The organism is Streptomyces sp. H39-C1, from assembly GCF_027158125.1.
GTDB lineage: Bacteria > Actinomycetota > Actinomycetes > Streptomycetales > Streptomycetaceae > Actinacidiphila > Actinacidiphila fildesensis.
Window position 1 is genome coordinate 1 of record NZ_JAPVLS010000121.1, and the last position, 23151, is coordinate 23151.

General features: G+C 73.1%; 20 protein-coding genes and 2 pseudogenes. 16 read left to right on the forward strand and 6 right to left on the reverse strand.

The window, feature by feature from the left end; translation table 11 throughout:
* Positions 1 to 235, reverse strand: a pseudogene (locus O3W51_RS42995) (hypothetical protein); the annotation flags it as partial.
* Positions 236 to 369: 134 nt separating this feature from the next.
* Here O3W51_RS42995 and O3W51_RS43000 point away from each other — a divergent pair.
* Both O3W51_RS43000 and O3W51_RS43005 read left to right on the forward strand, forming a co-directional pair.
* A complete protein-coding gene (locus tag O3W51_RS43000) occupies positions 370 to 633 on the forward strand; it encodes a hypothetical protein (protein ID WP_164295113.1) in 264 nt (87 codons plus the stop codon).
* Positions 634 to 637: 4 nt separating this feature from the next.
* Positions 638 to 865: a hypothetical protein gene (locus O3W51_RS43005; RefSeq protein WP_269289196.1), complete on the forward strand. Its 228-nt coding sequence runs from the start codon at positions 638 to 640 to the stop codon at positions 863 to 865.
* Here O3W51_RS43005 and O3W51_RS43010 read toward each other — a convergent pair.
* Positions 831 to 1364 (reverse strand): Lrp/AsnC family transcriptional regulator, encoded by a 534-nt coding sequence (locus O3W51_RS43010; protein WP_203673073.1) that lies wholly within the window; start codon positions 1362 to 1364, stop codon positions 831 to 833. The two genes, O3W51_RS43005 and O3W51_RS43010, sit on opposite strands and share 35 nt — an antisense overlap.
* Positions 1365 to 1451: 87 nt before the next feature.
* Between O3W51_RS43010 and O3W51_RS43015 the strand changes: the two genes are divergently transcribed.
* The 3 genes from O3W51_RS43015 to O3W51_RS43025 all read left to right on the forward strand — a co-directional run bounded on the left by O3W51_RS43015 (position 1452) and on the right by O3W51_RS43025 (position 4448).
* The gene (locus tag O3W51_RS43015; protein WP_239069894.1) at positions 1452 to 2420 is read left to right on the forward strand and encodes an NAD-dependent epimerase/dehydratase family protein; all 969 of its coding nucleotides are present in this window, start codon (positions 1452 to 1454) and stop codon (positions 2418 to 2420) included.
* Between the two features lie 32 nt (positions 2421 to 2452).
* Positions 2453 to 3355: an aldo/keto reductase gene (locus O3W51_RS43020; RefSeq protein ID WP_138359477.1), complete on the forward strand. Its 903-nt coding sequence runs from the start codon at positions 2453 to 2455 to the stop codon at positions 3353 to 3355.
* A 115-nt stretch (positions 3356 to 3470) separates the two neighbouring features.
* Complete coding sequence (locus O3W51_RS43025) at positions 3471 to 4448, forward strand: zinc-binding dehydrogenase (RefSeq protein WP_331284146.1); 978 nt, start codon at positions 3471 to 3473, stop codon at positions 4446 to 4448.
* A 127-nt stretch (positions 4449 to 4575) separates the two neighbouring features.
* Here the strand turns inward: O3W51_RS43025 and O3W51_RS43030 are convergent, their stop codons facing one another.
* The gene (locus tag O3W51_RS43030; protein ID WP_232485925.1) at positions 4576 to 5124 is read right to left on the reverse strand and encodes a GNAT family N-acetyltransferase; all 549 of its coding nucleotides are present in this window, start codon (positions 5122 to 5124) and stop codon (positions 4576 to 4578) included.
* Between the two features lie 119 nt (positions 5125 to 5243).
* On the opposite strand from O3W51_RS43030, the gene O3W51_RS43035 reads away from it, so the two are divergent.
* The 3 genes from O3W51_RS43035 (at position 5244) to O3W51_RS43045 (ending at position 7953) form a co-directional block, all read left to right on the forward strand.
* Positions 5244 to 5888, forward strand: a complete 645-nt coding sequence (locus tag O3W51_RS43035; protein WP_306665042.1) for a GtrA family protein — start codon at positions 5244 to 5246, stop codon at positions 5886 to 5888.
* Between the two features lie 96 nt (positions 5889 to 5984).
* Positions 5985 to 6494, forward strand: a complete 510-nt coding sequence (locus O3W51_RS43040) for a SigE family RNA polymerase sigma factor (RefSeq protein WP_138359607.1) — start codon at positions 5985 to 5987, stop codon at positions 6492 to 6494.
* A 142-nt stretch (positions 6495 to 6636) separates the two neighbouring features.
* Complete coding sequence (locus O3W51_RS43045) at positions 6637 to 7953, forward strand: hypothetical protein (RefSeq protein ID WP_138359609.1); 1317 nt, start codon at positions 6637 to 6639, stop codon at positions 7951 to 7953.
* A 45-nt stretch (positions 7954 to 7998) separates the two neighbouring features.
* Here the strand turns inward: O3W51_RS43045 and O3W51_RS43050 are convergent, their stop codons facing one another.
* A complete protein-coding gene (locus tag O3W51_RS43050) occupies positions 7999 to 10608 on the reverse strand; it encodes an ABC transporter permease (protein ID WP_269289205.1) in 2610 nt (869 codons plus the stop codon).
* A 149-nt stretch (positions 10609 to 10757) separates the two neighbouring features.
* On the opposite strand from O3W51_RS43050, the gene O3W51_RS43055 reads away from it, so the two are divergent.
* The 6 genes from O3W51_RS43055 (at position 10758) to O3W51_RS43080 (ending at position 21028) form a co-directional block, all read left to right on the forward strand.
* Positions 10758 to 11390: a response regulator gene (locus O3W51_RS43055; RefSeq protein WP_138355913.1), complete on the forward strand. Its 633-nt coding sequence runs from the start codon at positions 10758 to 10760 to the stop codon at positions 11388 to 11390.
* A 253-nt stretch (positions 11391 to 11643) separates the two neighbouring features.
* Entirely contained in the window at positions 11644 to 11886 is a 243-nt protein-coding gene (gene tatA, locus O3W51_RS43060) for a Sec-independent protein translocase subunit TatA (RefSeq protein ID WP_138355848.1), read from the forward strand.
* Between the two features lie 94 nt (positions 11887 to 11980).
* Entirely contained in the window at positions 11981 to 13063 is a 1083-nt protein-coding gene (locus O3W51_RS43065) for a PucR family transcriptional regulator (RefSeq protein WP_138355849.1), read from the forward strand.
* A 189-nt stretch (positions 13064 to 13252) separates the two neighbouring features.
* Positions 13253 to 13927: a hypothetical protein gene (locus tag O3W51_RS43070; RefSeq protein WP_331284147.1), complete on the forward strand. Its 675-nt coding sequence runs from the start codon at positions 13253 to 13255 to the stop codon at positions 13925 to 13927.
* Positions 13928 to 14050: 123 nt separating this feature from the next.
* The gene (locus O3W51_RS43075) at positions 14051 to 16123 is read left to right on the forward strand and encodes an SPFH domain-containing protein (RefSeq protein WP_138355851.1); all 2073 of its coding nucleotides are present in this window, start codon (positions 14051 to 14053) and stop codon (positions 16121 to 16123) included.
* Positions 16124 to 16189: 66 nt separating this feature from the next.
* On the forward strand, positions 16190 to 21028 hold the full coding sequence (locus tag O3W51_RS43080; protein ID WP_269289211.1) for a DNA repair ATPase: 4839 nt from the start codon (positions 16190 to 16192) through the stop codon (positions 21026 to 21028).
* Here the strand turns inward: O3W51_RS43080 and O3W51_RS43085 are convergent.
* Together O3W51_RS43085 and O3W51_RS43090 are read right to left on the reverse strand one after the other, a co-directional pair.
* Entirely contained in the window at positions 21015 to 21602 is a 588-nt protein-coding gene (locus tag O3W51_RS43085) for a phosphatase PAP2 family protein (RefSeq protein WP_244809240.1), read from the reverse strand. The two genes, O3W51_RS43080 and O3W51_RS43085, sit on opposite strands and share 14 nt — an antisense overlap.
* The gene (locus tag O3W51_RS43090; RefSeq protein ID WP_232485926.1) at positions 21599 to 22372 is read right to left on the reverse strand and encodes a DedA family protein; all 774 of its coding nucleotides are present in this window, start codon (positions 22370 to 22372) and stop codon (positions 21599 to 21601) included. The genes O3W51_RS43085 and O3W51_RS43090 overlap by 4 nt, the downstream gene beginning before the upstream one ends.
* 115 nt (positions 22373 to 22487) lie before the next feature.
* Between O3W51_RS43090 and O3W51_RS43095 the strand changes: the two genes are divergently transcribed.
* Together O3W51_RS43095 and O3W51_RS43100 are read left to right on the forward strand one after the other, a co-directional pair.
* Positions 22488 to 22940, forward strand: a complete 453-nt coding sequence (locus O3W51_RS43095) for a BlaI/MecI/CopY family transcriptional regulator (protein WP_198358819.1) — start codon at positions 22488 to 22490, stop codon at positions 22938 to 22940.
* Positions 22937 to 23151, forward strand: a pseudogene (locus O3W51_RS43100) (M56 family metallopeptidase); the annotation flags it as partial. The gene O3W51_RS43095 and the pseudogene O3W51_RS43100, both read left to right, overlap by 4 nt.

Sequence of the window (23151 nt, forward strand, 5' to 3'; positions counted from 1 at the left end):
CCGCGCGGGGGGGGGGGGCGCGGGCGGGGGGGGGCTTGGCGCTCGCGTCCGCGGCGAACGCTCCGGTGGCCGGGAGCAGCACCGTGCCGGCGATGACTGCGGTGACGGCGGCGGTGCGCAGGGTGCGGAGGTAGGACATGGTGGTGCCTTCCGTTGACGGGGGTCGATCGGTGTCGGAGCGGCCGCCGCGTCCGGCGCTCGCCGCGTCCGGCGGCTGCCGCGCGGCGGCCGGCATGATCGACAGGCTGGCAGGCACCTGTGAAGAAGTTGTCAGAGCGCTGTGGTCGGGGGATCAGGGCCCCGGACGGCTCCGCCGGGCGTGCGGAAGACGGCGCGGGCGCTCAGGCTGGATGTATGGCGATCAATCGGATGACTGAGCACGGAATCGACATCGACACGCGGACGCTCGCGGTGGGCGTGGCCGTTACCGGGGTCGCGGCGGTGCTGGGGCTGGCCGGGACGGTCATGATCGGTGTCACGCTGCTGAACGCAGGACGCGGATACGTCCGTCACATGGAGGTACCGCCGTCCGAGCTGGCGGCCCGCGCCTTCCGGCAGGCGAAGGTGGCCTCGCAGGCCGCCACCCACGCCGGGGCCGACGCCTGGCGGTCTGCGGACGGCTCCTCCTCCTGACCGGGTGAGCCTCGATCGTGGCGCGCCTCTTTCCTGGCGCGCTGCTCGCCAAGTGCTGCCCTCCGACGTGCTGCCCTCCGACGTGCTGCCCTCCGGCGTGCTGCTCTCTGACGTGGTGCCCTCCGGCGTGCTGCTCTCTGACGTGGTGCCCTCCGGCGTGGTGCTCTCTGACGTGCTGCTCTCTGACGCGCTGCTCTCTAACGTGCTGTGCCGGTGCGGTCGATCGGGGTGATGACCTTCCGTTCGACCGGGGAGGACAGCACGATCGATGTCGTGGTGCGGCCGAGGGCCGAGATCTGTTCGAGCATCTCCTCGAGGTGCGAGGTGTCGGCCACGGCGACCTTGAGGATCCAGCAGTCCTCGCCGACGACGTGGTGCACCTCCAGGACCTCGGGGCGTGCCATCAGTTCCAGCGTCCTGGGGTGACGCAGCGTGTAGCCGCCGTGCGGGGAGACCCGGACGAAGGCGAGCATGGCGTAGCCGAGCCGGTCCGGTGCGACCACGGCGGAGTAGCCGGTGATGATGCCGTTGCTCTCCAGCCGGCGGATCCGTTCCGCCACGGCGGCCGGGCTGAGGCTCACCCGGCGGCCCAGTTCACTGAGAGTGATGCGGCCCTCGGTCTGGACGAGTTCGAGCAGCCGCGTGTCGACGCTGTCGAGGGCCACCGATGAATCGTGGGCGAGGCCCCGCAGATGGCGTGGTTCTTTCGGCAGCGCCGCTGAATCTCCCATGATCTCCCCTTCAGATGCCGGGTCGAGACGGTAACACTTGAGCCCAGTGGCGGGGGTGTCCTGCCTGGTGGGAAAGGTTCTGAGGGAATGAGCGACTCCACGGGGGGCGTCCTGCGCGACGTCTGTGTCATCGGTGGCAGCCGGTACTTCGGCAAGCGGCTGATGCTGCGGCTGCGCGACGAGGGGGTCAACGTCACGGTCATCAACCGCGGCTCGTCACCGGCGCCGCCCGGCGTCACGCATCTCGTCGCGGACCGTGACGACGAGGCGGCGCTCGAAGCCGCGCTGGGTGACCGGCACTTCGATGTCGTCATCGACCAGGTCTGCTACACACCGCGACAGGCGGCCATCGCCAAGCGCGTCTTCCGCGACCGCACCACGCGCTACGTCATGACGTCCACGATGGAGGTCTATGACCCGGCGACCTTTGACGGCTCGCCCCATCCCCATCGTCCGGTCGGCGAGGGCGCGGTGGATCCAGGAACGTGGCCGGTCGACCTCGAACTCCCCTGGGGGGAGGAGGCGTTCAGGGAGCAGCTCGGCGACGCCCGGCACTACGCCGAGGGCAAGCGGCAGGCGGAGGCGGTGTTCAGCCAGGACCCGGCGTTCGCGTTCGTCTCCGTGCGCAGCGCGCATGTGCTGGGCGGCGGCGCGGAGGAGTTCACCGGGCGGCTGGACCACTACGTGGACCGGGTCCGTACGGGACGGCCGGTCGTCGTTCACGCCGAGGAGCACCCCTCCACGTTCATCCATGACCGCGAGATCGCCGAGTTCCTGTTCTGGGCGGCCGGCGCCGACTTCACCGGGCCGGTCAACGCCAACTCGCACGGTGAGCTGAGCGCCACGGAGCTGAGCGAGCTGGTCGCGGCACAACTCGGTTCGGAACGGCCGACGTTCACGCGTACAGGATCCCGGGCGGGCGACGACGTGTCGCCGTTCTCGTTCGACCGCTACTACGCGATGGACAACTCGCGGGCCACCGAGCTGGGTTTCCCGTTCTCGACCACTTCGGAGTGGCTGCCCGGCGCCATCGCCGAGACGGGAGTCCAGGAATGACAGAAATGACAGGGATGACAGGGATGACAGGGATGAGCGGCAGCAACGCGCGCCGGATCCGTGACGTCACCGTAGGTCCGGTCGGCCTCGGGGCCATGCCGCTGTCCATCGAGCGGCGGCCGGACGAGGCCAGAGCCTTCGCCACGGTCCACGCGGCGCTCGACGCGGGGGTGACGCTCATCGACACGGCCGACTCCTACCACTGGCACGCGGACGAGCGGGGGCACAACGAGGAGCTGATCGCCCGCGCCATCGCCGCCTACGGCGGTGACACGTCGGACGTCCTCGTCGCGACCAAGGGGGGCCGCGGGCGGCCCGGCGACGGTTCGTGGACCGTCAACGGCACCCCGGAGCATCTGAAGCGGGCCTGCGAGGAGTCGCTGAGGCGGCTCGGCGGCGAGGCGATCGGGCTGTACCAGCTCCACAAGCCGGACCCCCGGGTCCCGTTCGCCGAATCCGTCGGCGCGCTGCGGGAGTTGCTCGATGCGGGCACGATCAGGATGGTGGGCGTCTCCAACGTGGACGCCGGTCAGATCCGGCAGGCCGACGAGATCCTCGGCGGGCGGCTGGCCTCGGTGCAGAACGAGTACTCGCCCGCAGTCCGCGACAGTGCGGCCGAGCTGCGGCTGTGCGACGAGCTCGGGATCGCCTTCCTGCCCTGGAGCCCGCTCGGCGGCATCTCCCGGAGCTCGCTCGACGCCCCGCCGACGGCCGGCTCCAGGACACCCGCCCCGCCCTTCGCCGCCTTCCACGAGGTCGCACGGGATCACGGGGTCAGCCCGCAGCGGATCACTCTCGCGTGGCTGCTGGCGAAGTCCCCGGTCGTCGTCCCCATCCCGGGCGCCAGCAGGCCCGGGACGATCCGTGACTCGGCGGCGGCCGGCGACGTGACGCTCACCGCCGATGAGTTCGTACGGCTCGACGCGGTCCGGTGATCCGCGCACCCCGCCACACGCCCCGCCTCGCACCCGGGCGCCCCTTGACATGAACTTAGGTTCACGTCTGAGACTGCTCCGTGGACGGAACAGCAGGTGGCGGACGCGGGGAGTGATGGGTGTGCGAGCAGTACAGGTGACGCGGTTCGGTGGTCCCGAGGTGCTGGTGACGGCGCAGCTGCCGGATCCGGTCGCCGGTCCCGGTGAGGTGGTCGTGGGGGTGGAGGCCGCCGACGTGATCCTCTTCGAGGCGCGGATCCGCGAGGGCCTGGCCCAGGACTTCATGCCGGTGCGGCCGCCGTACGTGCCGGGAGGCGCGGTGGCCGGGCGAGTGCTCTCCGTCGGCGAGGGCGTCGAGCCCGGCTGGATCGGCCGGTCCGTCGCCGTCCATGTCGGTGACCGCGGGGGGTACGCCGAGCGGGCCCTGGCGCCCGCCGCCGCGCTGATCCCCGTACCCGACGGGCTCGGCCCGCGTGAGGCCGCCGCGCTGCTCCACGACGGCACCACCGCGCTGGGCCTGGCGGACGCCGCCCGCACGCAGCCGGGGGAGTGGGTCCTGGTCACCGGTGCCGGCGGCGGGCTGGGCATCCTCATGGTGCAGCTGGCCCTGGCGGCGGGGGAACGGGTCGTGGCGGCCGCTCGCGGCCAGCAGAAGCTGGACCTGCTGCGCGAACTGGGTGCCCACGCCGTCGTCGACTACTCGCTGCCGGGCTGGGAGGAGCGGGTGCGCGGGGCGACCGGCGGTGCGGGTCCCGACATGGTCTACGACGGCGTCGGCGGGGAGCTCGGGCTGGCCGCGTTCGAACTGACCGCCCGCGGCGGCCAGTTCTCCGCGCACGGCGCGGCCGCCGGCGGCTTCGCGCCCGTCGACCCGGAGGAGGCGCGCCGGCGTGACGTGACCGTACGCGGAATCGAGCAGGTGCAGTTCGCGCCCGACATCGCCCGTCGGCTGCTGAACCGTGCGCTGTCGGAGGCCGTGGCGGGACGGATCAGGCCCGTCATCGGGCAGACGTTCCCGCTGGAGCGTGCCGCCGACGCGCACCGGGCGATGGAGGCCCGCGACGTCGTCGGGAAGACCCTGCTGCTGCCGTGACGACGGTCCGGTGCTGCCGTGACGACGGTCCGGCAGCCGGACTCTCCCCGACGCACGGGTCCCTGCCGCTACGCCAGTCCCTCGGCCCCCTCTGCCCCCTCTGTCCGCTCCGCCACCCCCGGCTCCGCTAATCCGCGAGGCTGCGGCTCCACGATTCCAGCACCGTCAACACATGGTCGTGCCGGCGATGGACCTCACCGTTCTTCGACCAGCCCCACTCCCGGTACGCGGCCAGCGCCGGCACGTTCGGCGTCTCCACCAGCACGGATGCCACGGCCGCGTCGCTGCGCGACAGCAGCATGTCCTGCAGCCGGCCCGCGACCCCGAGACGGCGGTGGGAGGGGAGCACCAGCAGCTCGACGACAGCGAAGACCTGGCCGGACGCGGTGTGCTCCTCCAGGTCCTGCGGGACCCCACCGACGAATCCCTGCCACCACTCGCCGCCGCGATCGGGAGGAAAGCCGTATGCGAAGCCCACGAGCGCAGGGTCGCCGGCGATCGTCATATCGAATCCGGGGTGCTGCACATGCTCCGCGAAGCGCCGCAGAAAGCTCTGCCGGCTGTGGAACTCCTCGCCTTGGGCGCCGGGGTAGGACTCGACGTAGAGGTCCGCGAAGGCCTCCCTTTGCGCCTCGGCCTGCCACCGGCTCAGACGCCGTAGAAACACCTCTGTCATGCATTCCTCCTGCGATCACACCCATCGTGACAGCTCGGCGGGCACCGTGTCAGCGGGCGGTCAGTGACCGGTCAGCGGAAGTCAGCGCGCTGTCAGTGGCGTACGGGAGTCTTGGAGACATGAAGACCACGGGGAGCATCGAGCGGAGCACCGACCACCCAACCGGCAGGACCGGGCCGATCGCGGCCTTCGTGCGGTTCGTCGTGTGCGGCGGGGGCGTGGGGCTGCTGTCCAGCGCCGTCATGCTGCTGCTGTCGGGCCCGCTGCCCCTGGTGGTCGCCAACGCGCTGGTGACCGTCGCCTCCACCCTGCTGGCCACCGAGCTGCACGGCCGCTTCACCTTCCGGGCCGGTCGGGCCCAGCTGAGCGACCACATCAAGTCCGGTGCCACCGCGGCGATCTGCTACCTGTTCACCACCGCCGCGCTGCTCGTGCTGCACGCGGTGCACCCGAACCCGGGTCCGCTGCTGGAGCAGAGCGTGTATCTGTCGGCCTCCGGCCTCGCCGGTGTCGGCCGCTTCGTCGCCCTGCGGGTCATCGTCTTCGCCAAGGGCGGCGCCAAGGCGGCCCACGCACCAACGGCCATCGCGGCTGCCACCCCGGTCACCGCGCCGGTCAGCACTCCGGCCACCACCCCGATCGCCGCTCCGTCCGTCGCCCCGTCCGTCGCTCCGGCCCCGGCCCTCGCCCCGGCGCTCGCCCCCGCCCTCGCCCCCGCCCTCGCCTCGGCGCTCGGCCAGGGATCGGTGGCGGTCGCCGCGTAGCGGGCCGTCGGGAACCTTGCGGAAATCCTCCCGGGCCGTGAAACATTCAGGCACCTCTGGCGCGTCAATGAGGTGTACACGGCGAATGGGGGGTGGATGCGGCAGACGCAGGAGGACGGCTATCTGGACTTCGCCGCGAACCGCGCGGGGCACCTCTTCCGTTCGGCATGCCTCCTGACCAGCGGTGACACTCATCTCGCCGAGGATCTCGTCCAGGAGACCCTCGGCCGGATGTTTGTGGTCTGGGGGCGGGCCTCCAAGATCGACAACCCGGCCGGATACGCGCAGACCGTCCTGGTGCGGGTCTTCCTCTCGCACCAGCGGCGCCGCAGCAATCGCGAACGCCCGACCCCCGACCTGCCGGACGTGCCGGGTGAGGCGGGCGTCGACACGACGCTGCGGTTGACGCTCCTCGACGCGCTCGGCCGGCTGGCGCCCAAGGACCGGGCGGTGCTGGTGCTGCGGTACTGGGAGGACCGCAGCATCGAGGAGACCGCCGACGCGATGCGCGCTTCGTCCAGCTCCGTGCGGACGCGTTCCGTCAGGGCGTTGGCGAAGCTGCGGGAACTGCTCGGCGGCTCCCTTGCCGAATTCGCCGCGAACTGACGCCACCCACTTCCCACTTCCACCGATCCCCATGCCTACGCCCCCACGCCTACGCCCCCACGCCGCTCGCCCCACGCCCCCCACGCCATACGCCATACGCCATACGCCATACGCCATACGCCATACGAAACGGTGGTTCCCCATGCCCTTCGACCCCTTCGCGCCCTCGGACCCCTTCGAGGATGATCTCGGCCAAGCCATACGGGGTACCGCCGGCACCTTCTTCACCGACAACAGGGCGCTGGTGGACGGTGGTGCGGCCCGCGGCCGGGTGATGCGGCTGCGCCGCAGGGCCGCGGTCGCGGGCGGTGCGGCGACGCTCACGCTGGTCGCCGTCGGGGGGCTGATGGCGGGCGGGATGTCGGGTTCGGCCGGACACCACGTCGCGGAGGACCCGGCCGCGCAGGGCGGACCGCGCTCGGTCGCTGTCGCGTCGGGCGAGCGGGTCACCGCGCAGCACATGATCAACCTGCTCAAGTCGGCGCTGCCACCGGGCGTGACCACCGGTGAGCAGGGACGCGGTACCGGAGCCGAAGGGACCGGCGACCCGATCGGCGCCCCGTACGCGGAAGTCGTCTACGACGACGGACACGGCCCCGGTCTGGTCAGCGTCAGCCTGAACCACGCACCTTCGGGGCAGGGCGTGGGCCCCGGTGCCGGTACCCGGTGCCCGGACCGCGTGTACGTGCCGTTCGACTCGTGCGACCGGTCCGTGCTCGCCGACGGCTCCGTACTCGTCCTGCTCAAGGGGTACGAGTACCCGGACCACCGGGTGAACACCAAGAACTGGCGGGCCACCCTGACCACCCGTGACGGCCAGGTCGTCGACGCCATGGAGTGGAACTCCCCGGCGGAGAAGGGCGCCCCGGACACCCGGCCCGACCCGCCGCTGACCGCCGCGCAGCTGACCGCGGTGGTGAACATGACGATCTGGAAGCCGGTGTTCGACGCCCTCGGCCCGTCCAGGGCCCCGGCCGGCCAGGCCACCCGGTCCCCGGCCGACCCGCCCACCCTCGCCGAGGCGAGCTCCTCGGTGCCGGGCCCCGCGATCAGCGCCGTTCTCAAGGGGCTGATCCCGGCCGGTATGAAGCGCAGTGACGCGGACGACTCGGAGGGCTTCGCCCATGTGACCGTGGACGACGGACACGGCAGGACCCTGATCGAGGTGAACGTGGAGCACTGGCCGGTCAAGGACCCCGACACCCTGGCGTTCTTCTCGGGCGGCGAGAAGCTCGCCGACGGCACCCGGGTGCTGGTCTCCCAGGGGTCGGCGGAGAAGGGCGGTGCCGGGACCGTGCGGTGGGTCGCCCAGATCCTGCGCCCCAACGGCCGGCGGATCGTCGTCGCCGAGCTGAACGCGGGCGGCTATCACCAGCCCGCCACCCGGACCGCGCCGGTGTTCACCATCGACCGTCTCAAGTCGATGGCGCTGAGCCCCGATTGGAAGAAGCTGGACTGAGCCCGGGTGGCGTGCCTGGATGGTGTGCCCCGGCGCTGTCGTCCGCTACTCCCGCCCTCCCACCAGCCCGACCGCCCGCCCCCGCAGGGCCAGGCGGGCCGGGATCACCGCGGCGGGCACGGCGAGCAGGGCGCAGACGGCCACCGCGGCGCCGGTGGCCGTCCAGGGGATGACGACCGGGGACGACGGTACGGACAGCGCGGCCAGTGCGGCTTTGACGCCCAGCAGGTTCAGGGCGGCGACGCCGGCGCCCAGGGTCGTGCCCACCGCGACGATGAGCAGGGCCTCGGCGGCCACCAGGCGCAGCACCTGGCCCAGGGTGGCCCCGGCGAGGCGCAGTACGGCGAGGTCGCGGACGCGGTCGGCGGTCGCCATCACCAGGGTGTTGGCCAGCGCGATGCACGAGTAGAGCAGGGCGATACCGAGCACCAGCAGAGTGCCGATCCGGGTCTGCCTGCTGGTGGCCGGGTAACTCACCGCGAGCCACTGCTCCTTGCTCAGCACGTGCCCGCCGCCGGGCGCCACGGCGGCCCGGAGCGCGGCTGCCGCGCCGGCCGCCCGGCCCGCGTCCGTCCCCGCCCGGCCCGCGTCCGTCCCCGCCCGGAGCCGGACGTCGATCCGGTCGGGGGCCGCGCCCGGCGCGTTGAGCGGGGTGACGTAGGCGCCGTTGCCGCCCGTGCCGGTGCGCAGCACGGCGGCGATACGGAGTGACGTCCGCCGGCCGTCGCCGAGCCAGACGTCCACCTGGCTGCCGACGGTGTGCTGGGGCCACTCCTCGTTGACGACGATGCTCCGGTCGTCGAGATCGGTGACCTTTCCTGCGGTCACCGGGAGGTTCGTCACGGCGGCGAGGGCGGCCGGGTCGACGGCGCGGGCCTCGTCCTTGACCAGCGCCACTCCGTCCTCCAGCCGGTACACGGTGGTCGGCGCGATGGCGGCCGCGTCGAGTCCGGGCAGTGCGCGGACCCGTGCGACGGTCGCCGCGTCGAGGCCGCCGGCATCCGACGTCACGACGAAGTCGGCCGCCGACTGCGCGCGCGTCTCCGCCGCCTTGGCGGCGTTGACGGTCGCGGTGACCCCGAGCAGGGACCCGGCCAGGGCGACGGTGATCAGTACGGGCGCGGCGACGGCCGCCGTACGCCGCACCCCGGCCAGCACGTTCTCCCGTACGAGCCGGCCGGCGATGCCCGGCAGCCGAGCGGGCAGCCAGGCCAGCGCCTTCGTCAGCGGCCCCACCACGACGGGTGCGAGCAGCGCGAACGCCGTGATCAGCAGCATCGGTTGGGTGGTGTACGTCTTGCGGTGCAGCGCGTCGGACGGATCGGTGAGCACCTGCCGGACGAGCAGGCCGAGGCCGAGCAGCAGCAGTCCGCCGCCGGCCACCCAGCGCCCGGCCGTCATGGTGCGGCGGTCGACCGAGGCCTCGCGCAGCGCCTCCATCGGACCCACGCGCCCGGCCCGGCGGCTCGCCGCCCAGGCGCCCGCGAGCGCGACGCCGAGCCCCGTCCCGAAGGCCGTCCAGTACGGCCACGCGTCGCCGCCGATCGCGAACCAGGACGGTGCGATGTCGGCGTCCACCAGCCACGCCGCCAGCCTTGGCGCCCCGAACCGTCCCAGGACGCAGCCGGCCGCCGAGGCCACCGCGCCCACCACCGCGGCCTCGACGATCACCAGCCGCCGGAGCTGCCGCGGCGCGGCACCGGCCGCCCGCAGCAGGGCGAACTCCCGCCGCCGCTGCGCCACGGCGAAGGCGAACGTCGACGCGACGACGAACACCGACACGAACCCGGTGACCCCGCCGGCCGTTCCCAGCAGGGCGTTCACCGTCGTCAGCGCCTCGCTGTCGCGGTCCGGGTCGGGATCGGCCCGGCGCCGGTCGTCACCGGTGAGGACGTCCAGGTCCCCGGGCGCGGAGGCCCGTACGGCGGCCGGGTCCGCGTACACCACGACCGTGTCGATCCGGGGCGCCAGCCGCGCCGCCTCCGCGTCCGTGAAGAACACCGCGTGCTCGAAACCCGCGTGCTCGAAACCCGGGTCCTCGAAACCCGGGTCCTCGAAACCCGGGTCCTCGAAACCCGGGTCCTCGAAACCCGGGTCCTCGAAACCCGAGTCCGGAGCCGTTCCGACGACAGTTCTGACGACGGTGCCGACGACCGTCCGGGCCGCGCTGACACCGTCCGGGGTGTGCAGCGTGACTCGGGCGCCCGGTGCGGCCCAGCCGCCCGTCGTCACGATCTCGCCGGGGGTCGCGGGCGCGCGGCCGGCGGTGAGCCGGTAGGGGGTGAAGGCCGCCGCCGACCAGGCGTGGCCGACCGTGCCGGCCGGGGTGCCGTCCGCACGCACCGGGAACGTACGGTCCTGGACGGTGCGCCCGAGCCGGGCCAGCGCGGCGGCGGTGGCCGCCGGGACCGGCCGGGGGCGGTCGAGCCGCTTCTCGCGCACCCCGTGCGCGGTGGTGACCCGCAGCGTGTCCGTGCCGCGCACGACCACCGGGGCCGCCGCGAACCGTTCGGGCGCCCGGTGCGGGGCATTGAGGGTGGCGGCCAGCGCCAGGCCCATCGTGGCGATCAGGCCGACGCCCAGCGCGAGGGCGACGAAGCTGCCGGCGAAGGTGGCCCAGCGGGCGCGGAGGGTGCGCAGCGCGATGTTCAGCATGCGCTCCAGCCAATCGGCGGCGGGCCGCCCGCACAGCACGGCAGGACGGAGTCCTCGGGTATGCCTGGCCCTACCTCCGAGGCCGCTGGGCCTCCGTCCGGTCCGCGCCGGCTGGCAGAATCCAGCGCGTGGAACGAGAACTGCGCATCGTGCTCGCCGAGGACAGCGTCCTGCTCCGCGAAGGGCTGGTAGGCCTGCTCGCGCGTTTCGGGCACCAGGTCGTCGCGGCGGTCGGGGACGCCGAGGCGCTGATGGCGGCGGTCGCCGAGCACGACCCGGACATCGTCGTCACCGATGTGCGCATGCCGCCCGGCCTGCAGGACGAGGGGCTGCGCGCCGCCGTCGCGCTGCGCGCACAGCGCCCGTCGCTGCCGGTGCTCGTCCTGAGCCAGTACGTGCAGCACAGCTACGCCGCCGAGCTGCTCGACTCGGGCGACGGGTCCGGCGTCGGCTATCTGCTCAAGGACCGGGTGGGCCAGGTCGAGGAGTTCCTCGACGCGTTGCGCCGGGTCGCGGACGGCGGCACCGTCGTCGACCCGGAGGTCGTCCGCCAGCTGCTGCGCCGCCGGCGCGATCCGCTGGAGCGGCTGTCCGCGCGGGAACGCGAGGTGCTGGGGCTGATCGCGGAGGGCCGGTCGAACGCGTCGATCGCCCGTGAGCTGGTGGTCTCCGAGGCGGCCGTCGGCAAACACATCGGCAGCATCCTCAGCAAGCTGGACCTGCCGCCCGCCGAGGAGACCCACCGCCGGGTCCTGGCGGTCCTGGCCTTCCTACGGGCCTGACCAGGGCCTTGCTCAGGGCCTGAGCAAGGCCCTGAGCAAGGCCCGACCAGGACGTGAGCCGGGCCTGGCCAAGGCCTGACGAGCCGCTGGGCCACCCCCGGACCGGCCGCCGGCGTCATCGGAGGTATGCCCAGCCTTTGCCGATGCTTTGAGCACTGAGGGGCTGATTGGACGCACGTCCGGGTGACAATGCGACAGTCGACGCATATCCCCGGGCACCCCTGGCCCATCTCTACGCGAAGCGAGGATCCCCGTGTTGCGAAACGGGCTGGAGCCGTGGCACCTGATCGTGGTGGCGCTGGTTCTGATCATGCTGTTCGGTTCCAAGAAGCTGCCCGACGCCGCCCGCGGTCTCGGCAAGTCCATGCGCATCCTGAAGTCCGAGGCGCGTGCGCTGAAGGCCGACGACGCCGCCGCGACCGCGACCGCCGCCACGGCCACCCCCGCGGACGCCAAGCCGGCCCCCGCACCCGAGGCGCACACCCACACCTCGTAGCGGGTCCGCCCTTCCGGATTCCGGCAGTCTTGATAGGTTCCTGACGCCCGGAAGCCGGGCGTCGGAAGTTCGCGGTAGTGGCGGGGGACGCGCAGTGGCAGCACGGGGTATACCGCCCGAGTACGTGGACGGGTACGAGGAGCTCCTCGCCGACATATCCCGCAGCGGCCGCGCGCTGCGCCGCGACGAGCGTGAGGCCCGCCGTGAGCTGGGGGAGCGGGCCGCCGACGCCGGTTACGGCCTGCGGGAGCTGGTCGACGCCTATCTGGGTGCCACCCGCCGGTCCTGGTCGGCGCTGCCCGGCGTCGCCGAGGCCCGCAGCGCGGCCGATCTGCGCCACGTCGGCGAATCCGTCCTCGCGGCGGTGGAGGCCGGGGTGGCGGCACTCGCCGAAGGGCATGAGCGGTCGCACCGGCTCGCGGTCCGCAAGGAGGAAGCCGCCCGCCGGGAGTTCGTCGACGATCTGCTGTACGGGCGCAGCGACCCGGGGCGGCTGGCCGAGCGCGCCGAGCGCTTCGGGCTCCGGCTGGCCGGCCGCCATGTGGTGGCCGTCGCCACCGGGACCGAGGCGTACGACGACGGCCATCCCCTCGTCCACCGCGTGGAACGGGACCTGACCGGACGGTTCGGCGACCACGATGTGCTGCTCGCCACCAAGGGCGGCCGGTTCGTGTGCATCGCGCCCGCCTCGGAACAGGCCGTCCTGGACGCCTTCGTCAAGCTCGCCGGCGAGGTGCGGGTGGCGCTGGGCCGCCCCCACGGAGGTCCCGGCGGGGTGGTCCGGAGTTACGAGGAGGCGCTCAGCGCCCTCGACCTCGGGGACCGCCTCGGCCTCGACGCCCGCGTCCTGAACTCGGCGGACCTGCTCGTCTTCCCCGTCCTCATGCGTGACCGCGCGGCGATGGCCGACCTCGTACGGGCCGTGCTCGGCCCGCTGGAGGAGGCCCGCGGCGGCGCTCTGCCGCTGCTGCAGACCCTGGGGGCGTACGCGGCCGCCGGCTATGTGGGCGCCGAGGCGGCCCGCCGTCTCGATCTCAGCGTCCGGGCGCTCAGCTACCGCATCGAACGCATCGCGGCCCTCACCGGGTTCGACCCCGACGACGCCCTCCAGCGCTACACCCTGGAGACGGCAGCGCTGGGCGCCCGTCTGCTGGACTGGCCGCAACGACCGCTGTAGGACGGGCTGTTGATCGGTTCGTCGAAGCCGGAGAGGCCGGCGAGGCGGCAGGGCCCCAGGGGCGTTAGTAGGACGTCAGAGACGCGTCAAGACTGCCGGGATCGGGCAATGTGGCCGCGCGGCACCCGGTGCCACCATCTCCCGTGACGGACGGTTGGGAATCGGGGGGTCAGTGCCATGGGGGAGTTCGTGAGAACTGCGCTGGCGTTCCCGACCGTCCTGTTCAGCTTCGCGCTCCTGGTCGTCATCGGCTTCTGGCTGCTGGCACTGATGGGCGGCGTCTCCGCCCACGGCCACGCGGGACCTGCCGGACACGGGGGACACGGTGCCGGCGACGGGGACGGCGGCGGCCACGGGGAGGCGGGCGGCCACCACGACGGCCATGGCCCCAGCGGCGAGGGCCTGTTGGCGGCCGCCGGGCTCGACGGGGTGCCGGTCACGGTCGTCCTCTCGCTGCTGACCGCCGTCGCCTGGTTCGTGAGCCTGGCCGGCAGCGCGCTGCTGGACGGCGCCGGTGCGCACGGCCCCGTACGCGTCCTGCTCGGCATCGTCGTCCTTGCGGCGGCCCTGGCCGGCGCGTGGTTCGCGACGTGGCTCCTGGTGCGGCCGCTGCGCCGGCTCTTCCCCGAGGTGCGGCCGCCCTCGCGGCAGGACTTCGTCGGCAGCCTGTGCGTCATCCGCACCGGGCGGGTCGGTACGGACTTCGGCCAGGCCGAGGTCACCGCGCCGGACGGCTCGTCCGCGGTCGTCCAGGTCCGGCAGACCGGTGAGGACACCTTCGCCTCCGGGAGCACCGGGCTCCTCTACGAGTACGAGCCGGCGGGCGAGTTCTTCTGGGTCGCACCCTTCGACCCGATCACGTAATCCGGTCCCGCAGCCGGTCCCGCAGCCCCGAACCCTCGCCTGACACGTGTCTGACGACACGTGACACCCGGGCATGTCCCGTACCACCCACCACTCGCCACACTCTTCGACTGAGGATCCGCCATGGATGCCACCGCCATCGGGATCGGCGTACTGATCGCCGTCCTTCTGCTCATCGCGCTCGGCGTGGTGTTCACCGTCAGCCGGCTCTTCCGCAAGGTGGAGCAGGGCCAGGCGCTGATCATCTCCAGGACCAAGCACGTGGACGTCACCTTCACCGGCGCCGTGGTGCTGCCGATCCTCCACAACGCCGAGCAGATGGACATCTCGGTGAAGACGATCGAGATCAAGCGCACCGGCCGCGAGGGCCTGATCTGCCAGGACAACATCCGCGCCGACATCCACCTGACGTTCTTCGTCCGCGTGAACAAGACCACCGAGGACGTCATCAAGGTCGCCCAGGCGATCGGTACGGCGCGGGCGAGCCACCAGGAGACGCTGCAGGCGCTGTTCGCCGCGAAGTTCTCCGAGGCGCTCAAGACCGTCGGCAAGCAGCTGGACTTCGTCGACCTCTACACCCAGCGCGACCACTTCCGCGACCAGATCATCCAGGTCATCGGCACCGACCTGAACGGCTACCACCTCGAGGACGCCGCGATCGACTTCCTCGAACAGACCCCGATGACCCAGCTGGACGCCGCCAACATCCTCGACGCGCAGGGCATCCGGAAGATCACCGAGCTGACCGCCATCGAGCACGTGCGCACCAACGAGTTCCAGCGCACCGAGCAGAAGGAGATCACCCGGCAGAACGTCGAGGCCCGCGAGACCATCCTGGAGCTGGAACGGCGGCAGGCCGAGGCCGAGATCAAGCAGCGCCGGGAGGTCGAGACACTCCGTGCCAAGGAGGAGTCGTCCACGATGCGCGTCCAGGAGGAGGAACGGCTCGGCTCGCAGGGCGCGTTCATCCGGACCGAGGAGCTGCTCGGCATCCAGCGGGAGAACCAGGGCCGCGAGATCGCCGTGGCGCAGAAGAACCGTGAACGGGTCATCGCCGTCGAGAACGAGCGGATCGAGAAGGACCGGCTGCTGGAGGTCATCGCCCGCGAGCGCGAGACGGAGCTGTCCCGGATCTCCAAGGACAAGGAGGTCGAGGCGGAACGCCGCGAGGTCGCCGATGTGATCCGCGAGCGCATCGCCGTCGACCGCACCGTCGCCGAGCAGGAGGAGAGCATCAAGGCGCTGCGGCTGGTGCAGGAGGCGGAACGGGAGCGGCAGGCGCTCATCGTGCGGGCCGAGGGCCAGGCGCAGGAGAAGCTCGTCAAGGACATCAAGGCGGCGGAGGCGGCCGAGCAGTCCGCGACCCACCGGGCGCGTGAGGCGCTGACCATGGCCGAGTCCCGCAAGCAGGCGTCCGAGCTCGACGCCCAGGCCAAGATCCGGCTCGCCGAGGGCATGCGGGCCGAGGCGGCCGCCGCCGGGCTCGCCGAGGTCGAGGTGCGGGAGCGCAGCGCCGAGGCGATCGAGAAGGTCGGACTGGCGGAGGCGGCCGTCGCGCGGGAGAAGAACACCGTCGAGGCCGAGGGCATCGGCCGCCGGCTGAAGGAGGAGGCCGCGGGGCTCACCGACAAGGCCGCCGCCATGGCCGCGCTCGACGACGCCTCACGCGGCCACGAGGAGTACCGGCTGCGGCTGGCGGCGGAGAAGGACATCCGGCTCGCGAGCCTGGACATGCAGCGCCAGGTGGCGGAGGCGCAGGCCACGGTGCTCGCCACCGGCCTGGAGTCGGCGACCATCAGCATCGTCGGCGGCGAGAGCGTCTTCTTCGACCGGGTGGTCGGCGCGATGTCGCTGGGCAAGAGCGTCGACGCGTTCGTGGACAGCTCCGACGCCGTCAAGGCGCTGGCCGGGCCGTGGCTGGACGGATCGTCGCGCTTCACCGAGGACGCCACCCGGGTGCTCGGCTCCCTCGGGAGCGGCGGCGTCCAGAACCTGACGGTGTCCGCGCTCCTGATGCGGCTCATCGCGTCCGGCGGCCCGCAGTCCGGCGGACTCCAGCAGCTGCTCGACCAGGCCAACTCGCTGGGCCTGGGCCAGCTCCCGCTGGACGCGCTCGGCAGTGCGGCCCCTGCCGCCGGCCCCGCCGCCGCCCCTCCCGCGGTCAACGGTGCCAAGCCGGCCGCCGCGCGCAACTGAGCAGCACCACCCGCACGCACCCCTTGGCGCACGCGTCAGTGAACACATCGGTGAACGAGGCTGGAAGTGTCTGAGACCCGGATCGATGCCGGTACCTACGAGGTCCTGCGGGACCGGCTGGCCGCGTCCGCCAGAACGCTGGCGGTGCGCGCGGAGGCGCTGAACGCGCGCCGCCAGGAGGTGTTCGGGTCGGCCGAACTGCGGCTCGCCGGCACCGACCGGATCAGCACCGGGCACGCCTGTGTGCCGTGCGACATCGCGCCCGTCGGCGAACGGCTGCTGTTCGGCGCCAACCCGGCGCCGGGCGGCCGGACGGACGGGCAGCCGGCGGTCGGCGAGGTGCTGAGCGTGCAGGGGGAGCCCGTCCCGGGGCTGCTCGACGACCCGCGCTTCGTCCGGGACTTCGACGAGCTGTACCGCTACTACCGGCAGACGCGGCTGACCCGGCTGCGCCCGCTGGACGGCAGGTTGCTGGCAGTCTTCCGGACCGGTCCCGCCGTCGACGACGTCCGCGTGCTGCGCTGGCGGCTGTCGGTGGACGGCTCCGCGACGTACGTCGACGCGCGCGGCGAGCGCGACCATGTGGTGCCGCCCACGCACGACTTCACCTGGACCGAAGCGACCCGCGAGGACCACGTCCCGGGCGCCCCCGCCACGACGGGCGTCCCTGGCACTGCCGGCGTTCCGGGTACTCCCGGCGTCCAGGCCCGTGAGCCGCACATCGCGCTGCCCGGCGGTGTCTCGGTCTCGGTGGCCGGCGGGACGCTCACCGTCAACGACCACACCGAGCCGGTGGACGAGCCGCTGCAGTCGCTGGCCGACGCGGAGGTGGCGTACGCGGTCGTCGGGCCGCTGCTCGTGCTGCGGGTCCGCCCGTACAAGGAGACGGCGTGGCGCCACCTGGTCGTCCACACCCGGACCGGGGACGTGGCGCGGCTGGACGCGATCGGGCAGGCGTGCCGCCGGCTGCCCGAGGAGCAGGGGATCATCTTCCCCGGCGGCTACTGCCTGGCCACCGGCGCGATGCGCACCTTCGACGATGCCGGTGACGTCGGCGACCTGGAGCCGGAGAGCGGCTTCGCCTTCGAGCGGCTGGTGCGCTCGGCGAACGGCGAGGACCTGCTCTACGTGTTCCACGCCGCCGCCACGGGACGCCGGCTGCTGCTCCCGTACAACATGATCAGCATGGCCGTGGCGACGCCGATCCGGACGCACGGCTACGCGCTGTTCGAGGACGGCACGCTCGTCACGATGCGGGCGGCCGGCGACGAGCCGACCCGGGTGCACCCGCTGCACCGCTGGCAGACCCCGTACCTCTCCGACAGCTACGCCGCCGCGCAGCCGGTCGGCACCGGACCGCTGGAGCGGATCGGCAACCCGGACCTGGTGCGCGGCATCTCCGACTGCCTCTCGGTGGCCGCCACCGTCGCCGACACCGCACCGGCCGCCGCCGTCTTCGCGGCGCTGGCCGCCCTGTGCGCGCGGGTCCTGGACCGCTACCACTGGCTCGGCGAAGCGGAGTCGGGGGATCTGCGCGGGCCGCTGCAGGAGGTGCGGAGCACTGCCGAGCAGGTGCTGGCCGAGTACGAGCAGTTGCAGTCGCTGACCGCGCGGGCGGCAGAGGCCGTGGAGGAGGCGGCGGCCCAAATCGCGTCGGTGGTGCGGCGGGCGCGGGGCGAGGCACCGAAGTCGGCCGCCGACTGGGTGAACCAGCTGTCGGAACTGCGCGCCGGGCAGGGCAGGCTGGAGACGCTGCGCGAGCTGCGCTACGCCGACCGGGACCGTATCGGCGAGCTGGCGGCCGGCCTGGACGCCGACCTCACCGCCGTCGCGCACCGCGCCGTCGCGCACCTCTCCCGCGAGGACGCCTTCGCCGACTACCGGGAACGCGTCGAGCGCGCGGGTGCCGAGGCGGAGGTCATCGCGGTCGTCGCGGACGCGGTACCGGTCGCGGAACGGCTCGCCGAGCAGGCCGCCGCGCTGGAGACCGTCACCGGGATCGTCGGCACCCTGGAGATCGCCGACGCCACCGTCAGGACCGGCATCCTGGCGCGGATCGCGGACGTCCTCGGCGGTGTGAACCGGGCCCGCGCGCTCCTCGACGCCCGCCGCAGGGAACTCCTCACCAGTGAGGGCCGCGCCGAGTTCGCCGCGGAACTCGCCCTGCTCGCGCAGTCCGTCAGCAGCGCCCGCGCCGCCGCCGAAACGCCGGAGGCGTGCGACGAACAGCTCGGGCGGCTCCTCGTCCAGCTGGAGAACCTCGAAGCGCGGTTCGCCGAATGGGACGAGTACCTCGCCGAGCTGGGCACCCGGCGCGAGGAGATCCACGAGACCTTCTCCGCGCGCCGGCAGACCCTCACGGACGAACGGGCCCGGCGCACCGAGCGGCTGGCGGGGTCCGCCGCCCGCATCCTCGACGGCGTACGGCGCCGCGCGGCGGGCCTGGCGACCCTCGACGAGATCAACACCTACTTCGCGTCCGACCCCATGGCCGCCAAGGTCCGCAAGGTCGCGGACGAGCTGCGGGCCCTCGGCGACCCGGCGCGCGGCACCGAGCTCGACGGCCACCTCGCCGCCGCCCGCCAGGACGCGGGCCGCGCGCTGCGCGACCGCTTGGACCTGTACGACACGGGCGGCGCGGCCATCCGCCTCGGCCGGCACCGGTTCGCGGTCAACACCCAGCCCCTGGACCTCGCGCTGGTCCCGCACGAGGGCGGGCTCGCGTTCACCGTCACCGGCACCGACTACCGCGCGCCGGTGCGGGACGCTGCCTTCGCCGCCACCCGCCGCTTCTGGGACCGCCCGCTGGTCTCCGAGTCCCCCGACGTCTACCGCGCGGAGTACCTCGCGGCGACGCTGCTGCCGGAGGTCCCGCCGGGCGCGGACGACGGGGAACTGGCGGCCCTCGTCCGGGCCGCCGCCTCGTCCCGCCTGGACGAGGGCTATGAGCGCGGCGTCCACGACCACGACACCGTCACCCTGCTGCGCGCGCTGCTGGACCTGCACTCGACGGCCGGCCTGCTCCGCTACCCCTCCGCCGTCCGCGCCGCCGCGCAGCTCTTCTGGACGTACGGCCCGGACGCCGCTGCCCGCACGGCGTGGACCACCCGCGCCACGTCCCTGAGCCGGGCCCGCGGCCTGTTCGGACCCACTCCGGCTCTCGCCGATCTGGCGGAGGAACTGGCCGCCTGCGCGGGGGAGTTCCTGGCGGGGGCGGGTCTCGCCGATGTACCCCGGCCTCGCGACGGGCTCGGTCTCCTGGGCGAGTACCTCGTCGAGGAACTCGCCACGCCCCGGCAGGGGTTCATCGGCGGTGCGCCGGCACGGGTGCTGCGCGAGCGGTTCGCCGGGGCACTCGGCGGGCCGCAGGCCGTCCCGTACAAGGAGTTCACGGACGATCTGCAGGCGCTCGGCGGTGACTTGGCGGCCCGCTACCGTCTCGCGGAGGCCTGGCTGGGGAGCTTCGGCGGGGGCGAGGACCGGGCGGAGGCGGTGACCGCGCTGGTGTGCGGGGAGGAGCTGACGCGCTACGAGTCGGAGGCCGTCCTGTCGGCCACCGTCGACGGGCTGCTGGGCGCGCACCCGCGGATCGACGGCCGGTCCATGACCGTCCGGCTGGACGAAGTGCTCACCAGGACCGGGCGGTTCAGGACCGAGGAGGTACCGGCGTACCGCGCGTACCAGCACGACCGCGCCGCCCTCGTGGCGGCCGAGCGGGCGCGGCTGCGGCTGGAGGACTTCCGGCCGCGCGCGCTCAACGGGTTCGTGCGCAACGGACTGCTGGACGAGGTCCATCTGCCGCTGATCGGCGACAACCTCGCGAAGCAGCTCGGCACGGCGGGGACGACGGGCGCGGCGGGCGCCGGTGATGGGGAGAAGGCGGACCGGATGGGTCTGCTGATGCTCATGTCGCCGCCCGGCTACGGCAAGACGACGCTGATGGAGTACGTGGCGAGCCGCCTCGGCCTGGTGCTGGTGCGGGTCGACGGGCCCGCGCTCGGCAGTGCCGTCACGTCCCTCGACCCGGAGCGGGCACCGGACGCGACCGCCCGCCGCGAGGTCGAGAAGATCAACTTCGCGCTGGAGCTCGGAACCAACACGCTCCTGTACCTGGACGACATCCAGCACACGTCCCCGGAACTGCTGCAGAAGTTCATCCCGCTGTGCGACGCGCAGCGCCGGGTCGAGGGCGTACGGGACGGCCGGGCCCACAGCTACGACCTGCGCGGCAAGCGCTTCGCGGTGTGCATGGCGGGCAACCCGTACACGGAGTCGGGACGGGTCTTCCGCGTTCCCGACATGCTCGCCAACCGGGCCGACGTCTGGAACCTCGGCGACGCCGTGACCGGCCGCGAGGCGCTGTTCGCGCTCAGCTATCTGGAGAACGCCCTCACCTCGAACGAGGTGCTCGCCCCGCTGTCCACCCGGGACCGCGCGGACCTCGAACTGCTCGTCCGGCTCGCCGAGGGCGACCCGACCGCGCGCGCCGACCGCCTCGTCCACCCTTACGAACAGGGCGAGTTGGACCGGATCCTGGCCGTGCTGCGGCATCTGCTGCGGGTGCGCGGCACCGTCCTGGCGGTGAACGCGCAGTATATCGTCTCCGCCGGGCAGGCGGACGCGACGCGCACCGAACCGCCGTTCCTGCTGCAGGGCTCGTACCGCAACATGAACAAGCTGAGCGAGCGGATCGTGCCGGCCATGAACGAGGCCGAGGTGGAGGCCGTGATCGACGACCACTACCGCGCGGAGGCGCAGACGCTGGCGGGGGGCGCGGAGGCGGCGCTGTTGAAGCTCGCCGCACTCCGCGGCCGGCAGACCGCGGAGCAGGCGGCGCGCTGGGCCGAGGTGAAGGGTGCGACCGTGGTCTCTGCCGGCTCCGGCGCGGCCGCTATGCGGCTCTGAGCAGCGGCTTCAGCTTCGTGCCGCGCAGCCGCTCGACGGCCGGCGCGGCGCGGTGGGCGTGCAGTACGAGCGGCCGGGCGACCAGGGCGCCGACGATCACCCCGATGAGCACGTCGTGCGGGTAGTGCACCCCGATCCAGACCCGGGACGCGGCCATGAACAGCGCGGCGGGCACCGCGAGGTAGCCGAGACCGCGGTCGATGACGAGCAGGGCGACGGCGGCCGCCGCGGCGATGGCGGCGTGGTTGCTGGGGAAGGACCAGTCACCGGGCGCCGGGCAGGCCTCGATGGTGACGGCGCGCAGCGTCTGGCACGGCCGCTGTTCGTCGAAGACCATCTTGAGCACGTCGTTCACGGCGTAGGCGACGACGACGGCGACCGGCACGGACAGCGCCGTCGCCATCCGGGCCGCGTCGCCCTGCCGGGCGCGCCACCAGGCGACGAGCATGAGGACGGCGAACACCGCGAGCCCGTAGTCGCTCCACGCCTGGATCAGGGTGTCGACGGGTCGCGGTACGCGCTGGGCGAGAGCGGTGATCCAGGAGTAGAGACCCGCGTCGATGCCGGAGTTCACAGGCCCTCCGGTGCGTCGGCGGCGGGCCCCACCCCGGACCCTGTTCCGGACGCCCCTGTTCCGGTGCCGCCGCCCGCCCCGGCGCCGGCCCCGGCCGCCTTGACGCGGCTCCGTGAGCGGTACAGCTCCAGTGCGAGCGGGGTGAGCGAGACGATGACGATGAGCGCGACCATCGGCAGCAGGTACTTGTCCACGTGCGGCACCGAGGAGCCGAGCGCGTAGCCGCCGAGCACGAGGCCCACCGACCAGACGAGACCGCCGATGATCTGCCAGAGGGCGAAGGTGCGCGCGGGCACGTTCAGCACGCCGGCCATCGGGTTGAGCACGGTCCTGACGACCGGGACGAAGCGCGCGAGCACCACGGCCTTGGCGTGCCCGTACCGCTCCAGCAGCTCGGCGGCGCGGCCGACGCCGTCGTGCAGATGGGGATTGCGGATCCGGGCGAGCAGCGGCGGTCCGCCCCGCCGGCCGATCCAGTAGCCGGTCTGCGCACCGGCCAGCGCCCCCGCGGCGGCGGCGAGGAGGACCTGCCAGAGTGAGAGATGCACCACGTCCGACGCGCCGGGCACACACAGCAGACCGGCCGTGAACAGCAACGAATCGCCGGGCAGGAAGAAGCCGATCAGCAGGCCGGTCTCCGCGAACAGCACGACGGCGATGCCGATCGCGCCGAACGTCGCCAGCAGGTCGTGGGCGTCCAGGACGTTGACCGCCAGCGGTGCTGCCTGGGGAACGGCGTCCAGCAGGGGTGTGGCGAGGGGCAGGGGCATTGGCGGAGGGCCCTCCCATAATGGGCTGCGGGGGCGAGCTGCGCCGCACCCGTCCGACTACAGTCGCGTAGACGGTCTACAGCACTGTAGACGAATCAGGTGGAAGGGGCGTTCCATGCCAGAGACACATCCGGCGCGTCGCCCGCCGGGCGAGCTGGAGGCGAGCGTCCTGGCGGCGCTGTGGGCCGCCGAAGGACCGCTCACCCCCGCCGACGTCCAGCGCGATCTCGGGAGTGCGCTCGCCCGCACCACGGTCACCACCATCCTCGCGCGGCTGCACGACAAGGGCGCCGTCGCCAGGACCCGGTCCGGGCGCGGCTACGCGTACACCCCCACCCAGGACTCGCCGGGCCTCGCCGCCCGCCGGATGCGCACCGAGCTCGACAAGGAGGAGGACCGGGAGACCGTACTGGCCCGCTTCGTGTCGCAGCTGAGCCCCGACGACGAGCAGCTGCTGCGCGCCCTCCTGGACGACGCGGAGTCGGGTACGGACGCGGAGTCGGGTGCGGGGGAGGAGTCGGGTGTGGACGCGGCATCGGGTACGGGGGAGGGGGGCGGTTCCCGGTGAACCCCGATCTCGTGCCACCGCTGCTGATGCCGCTGCTCGCGGTCCCCGTCGCCCGCCGGCTCGCGGCGTCCCTCGCACCGCGCTCCGCCGCCTGGCTGCTGGCCTGCACGGCCGCCGTCCTGGCCGCGAGCAGCACCCTGGCCCTGGTCCTGCTGGCCGCCCAGGGCGCGCTGCTGCTGCCTCCGGTCGCCGCCCTGGGCCATCTCACGCT